This is a genomic window from Xanthomonas codiaei, assembly GCF_002939785.1.
GTDB lineage: Bacteria > Pseudomonadota > Gammaproteobacteria > Xanthomonadales > Xanthomonadaceae > Xanthomonas > Xanthomonas codiaei.
In genome coordinates this window covers 1-3,792 of sequence record NZ_MDEC01000066.1, presented here as the reverse complement: position 1 = coordinate 3,792, position 3,792 = coordinate 1, and the positions used below count along the sequence as shown (strand labels likewise).

The window sequence follows — 3,792 nt, the reverse complement described above, 5'->3', positions numbered from 1 at the left end:
TCTGCGTATGCCCAACAACTGGCAAACGCCGCTATCATCAACCCTGGATTCTAAACCCGGCCGCTACTCAGGACGGGGGGACGTCGAGGGGGTAGCAATCACCTAACCCCATTCCCTTCAGCATTCGCTTGATGTGTGCGTAGAGTCGCTCGAATGCAGGGCTGGTTCGTGTTCGTGTGGGCACTTCTCCCTTGAACTTGGTGACTAAAGCGCCGAGCTCTGGAATTGCCAGGATCAGCTGCGTCATCGCATGTGCCCGGCCCCGTGGCGGGAGGCCGGTGTGGCGGGGCTGTGGATCTACAAGTCGCGCCCCTGGAATGCATACAGCGAAGCCATGGATCCCGCCGTTGAAGGCGGGCTTGGCACAAAGGTCCAGCATTCGACGCAGTGTTTTGGGGTATATGGAATACGTCGTAGCGACTTGCAAGATCGGCGCTCCCTCCAACAGAGCCACCAATGCGCCGACGCGATTATCGATTGCTTGCCTTTCCTCCTCAGTCCGGTCCGTCATCGCTTTTGTGTCCGGCCGGGGCAAGGCTAGAAGCGCATCGGCCTCGGTGATGGTGAAGCGCGGCTTCATGTGCGACTCCTTCGCGCAACAACCGAACGCCGGGTGAGTTCCTGCTCCCGATCAAAGTCAAGGGCTCCTAGGCAGATCAACTCGCAAATCACCGCTTCGACATCTGCCGAATCGAACGGTGCGAGCGCTGCCTCAAGCTGGTCGATCCGCACACGCGAATGCTGCTCAACGTTGGCTAGGATTCGGGCGCGCAATGCCAGGCGATTACCCAGTGACTGCGCTACCTGAGCAAAGGCCAGCAGACGGTTGTGCTGTGCAATCGTCGCGCCGGCAACGCGTACGTCATGCTCCGTCACAAAGCGGAGCTGCAGGCCTGCATCACGTGCCATGGCCTGCAAACGCTCAGTTTCACGGGGCCGGGGAATCCCACCTACGGTTTGCACGCAGTCGGCATCAGGCACAAGCAGCAGGAATTGCTCGAAACCCGAGGCATGCCGCACCCAAAAGTGCAGCTCGGTGTTCTTGTCGCCTAGGGGTAGGGTGCGGGGACGCTCCGTGTAGCACGCGATATGCGGATCGCACTCGAGCGCCAGGGCCACCGCGATCGCCGGAAGTCCGTCGACCTCCACCGGTCGCGCCTCCTTGATGGAGAGGAAACCGTAGACGTCACGCTTTTCGAATTCGCGTCTGCCGTAGATTCGCGGTTCGAAAGGGCGGGGGCCGGGTTGGTGTAGCGATCCGGACGAGTCAATCGCTCGGGGCAAGGCAGCCGGGCTGCCCGGGGACATTTGTGAGATGAATGACATGGGTGCTCCAGGGAAGTGGTACGTCGCGTCCTCGGTTGATGGGTAGGCGCGCAGCCGTGCCTGCCGCAGCGCGATTCACCGCGGTTGGGGGTAGGGCGTGTGCACCGCAATCGATGGCGTGCGTCAACGGCCGTCGATCCAGAGTCCGCCGCTAGTTCCACAGAAATGGAGCCGCCGCTGCGCTTAGTGGCAGGCGACAGGAAAGGCGATGGGGTCGACCGGCACGTTGCTAGGTGCGGGCTTAGACTTTAGGTGTGCATGAGGTTCTCCAGGCAAATGCCGCCCGTGCCTTTACGTCCAAGAGGGCGAAAGCATTGACAGGGCCTGCGAACCGTGGTTCCCTGGAGGCACTTAGCCGCTAACTAAGTTTGCATCCCGAGCTCCTGTTCGCAGGGGCTTTTTGCATTGTGGTCGTCAAATCCAGGCGATTAGCACCTCTCTTCTTGTGGATGGCCACTCTGTAGTGGCCCTGATGCAAGGCGCGCCCTCCATGAGCGCTAGCCGGTGGATCCCAAGGAGCCAAGCCAAGCCGCGATGTCGCGCGTACGCGCGAACACGCCTCGTCGACCGGGCAGCGGGAAGGTGGTGACGGGCAGTCGCCCCTCCTTTTGAGCACGCTGAAACGATCGGGCGCTCTTGAAACCCAAGCAGCGTTGGAGGTCACCGCCACTCACCAATTCACCGTGCTCTGCGAGTAGATCCGAGAGGGGTTGACTGGGTATGTCCTTGGAACCTGGGTGCGATAGAGAGACCGTCATGGCTGGATTTGGCGAAGAGTGGCGTATTTCCCCGGACTGTTGCACAGTTTACGGAGTGCCTGTGGCATGCCATTTCCCGTGGGAACTGACACTCCAAAGAACTACCCGAAGCGACCTGGTCCGGCCCCGATGGACATCGCGCTGCTGACGCGACATCGCCTGTGGGCCTGGATCGTCCTGATGTGCACGCCGGAGGCTGACTCCTGGCATGCTCTTGATGAGCACTGGCTGGAGAAGATTGATGGTGGAACGTCTACCCAACGTCCGCTCCGGAAAGTGTTTCAGCGTTACTTCCACATTGGGAACGACCCGGGAAAGTTGCGGGGCATTAATGGCGTAAAGCTCGTGAAGGCCGTACACGCTGCCCCCCCACCAAAGTGCAGCGGCGGCGCTTTACACCTCCCCGTTCTGGCAACTCACAGGGCCCGAAGTTCTACCAGGGAACCAGGTTAGGGCGATCCACGCTGACCTATTGCGAAGGCTGGGATTGGTTCGACTGACCCCTACACAGCGGGTGGTGGCCATAGACAGCGGTTTTAACAATGTAGCAAGTGACAATCGAGACCTACGCACCATCGCGGAAAACGCTTACAACATTGGCGAGTTTGCTTCAGTGGATGCCATTGCCCTGCTGGCATGTTCCTTCCGGCTTGCGTTGGACGCCTTATCGCTCAAAGAGGCTGACGTCTACCTAGACGCGCTTCGCTGGTCAGTTCGCCGCATCCTGACCCGGTGGGATGCGCATCACCTGGTTGGCCAGGCGCTGGCGACGTTGATTGAAGTTCGTCTGCTGCGTCGGCCCAGTGGTCCGGTTTCACCTGAGTTGCTGGGCTTCAGAACGCGGCGGGATCGGCGCCACGCCGAGCTGCATGCTGTGCCGATCTATACCTCGCACCACATGCTGCAAAGATGCGAGGCTTCTTACGCATCGCCCATTGTGCTGAGGGACGGCGAAATGCAGCGATTTTTCGATGATTTCCAGGAAGACTATCAAGTGCTTCGCAACCAGATCCTCGAACGTCTTTCTGAAGGCGACGCGGATCAGGCTTGGATCGAGACTATAAGTGAAATTTGTCAACAGCGGCAGGATCTGATCGACGATATTTTCCTTGGTAATCTCAACACTTCTGACGAAGATGCTGTCGAGATGCTGCGCCACATCTCTATATTCCGGGCTCTTGGCGGCCTCGAAGGCATCTTGGATGAGTTCTTCAACCCCAACCCCTAAAGCACGAGCGCACCTTGCGCGGATTCCCTGTCCGGCAAAAGCCCAAGCGTGTCGGGCATGCCGCAGATCCCGCCGCGATCGCGTCCGTGCATCGACTGCCATGCGCGCCCTCGGAGCTGCGGACACGTTTGCAGACAGGCTTTTTGGTGACCTGCACCCGGTTGGCTGCCAGTACCGGATGCATACGGCCACGGGACGGGGCCTTTGCATTGCTGGATCGGGCTCAGGCCCTATGTTGGTTGGTTGAACTTCAACCACAACCACAACCACCACCGTCGCCCCTGCAACGGCCGGCGTCATGTCTGGGCGCTCGTTTCGATGAAGCGGTCATCTGCCGACTTCCCGCGCGACTCCGACCGCGTTGTCACCAGCCCAGCACGCTTGCCATCAACACGTCGGCCCAGCGCTCGCTGCCGACGTAGCCGGCTCAGGCGAATGTGTGTTGCAGCAGGGTTGTTAGCTCCCCCCCCCCCCCAAACC

Annotated in this window: 3 protein-coding genes; 1 reads left to right on the top strand and 2 read right to left on the bottom strand. The window is 60.1% G+C overall.

What is annotated here, in order from left to right; genetic code table 11:
- Positions 1–67: 67 nt before the first annotated feature.
- A complete protein-coding gene (locus tag XcodCFBP4690_RS21980) occupies positions 68–580 on the bottom strand; it encodes a hypothetical protein (RefSeq protein ID WP_208622782.1) in 513 nt (170 codons plus the stop codon).
- Complete coding sequence (locus tag XcodCFBP4690_RS21975; protein ID WP_146092030.1) at positions 577–1,326, bottom strand: hypothetical protein; 750 nt, start codon at positions 1,324–1,326, stop codon at positions 577–579. Before XcodCFBP4690_RS21975 ends, XcodCFBP4690_RS21980 begins: the two co-directional genes overlap by 4 nt.
- A gap of 1,245 nt (positions 1,327–2,571) precedes the next feature.
- Here XcodCFBP4690_RS21975 and XcodCFBP4690_RS21970 point away from each other — a divergent pair.
- The gene (locus XcodCFBP4690_RS21970; protein WP_146092029.1) at positions 2,572–3,312 is read left to right on the top strand and encodes a hypothetical protein; all 741 of its coding nucleotides are present in this window, start codon (positions 2,572–2,574) and stop codon (positions 3,310–3,312) included.
- Positions 3,313–3,792 lie beyond the last annotated feature (480 nt).

Coding starts and splice junctions, on each gene's coding strand:
- XcodCFBP4690_RS21980 (WP_208622782.1), bottom strand. CDS start 580: ATGAAGCCGCGCTTCACCATCACCGAGGCCGATGCGCTTCTAGCCTTG.
- XcodCFBP4690_RS21975 (WP_146092030.1), bottom strand. CDS start 1,326: ATGTCATTCATCTCACAAATGTCCCCGGGCAGCCCGGCTGCCTTGCCC.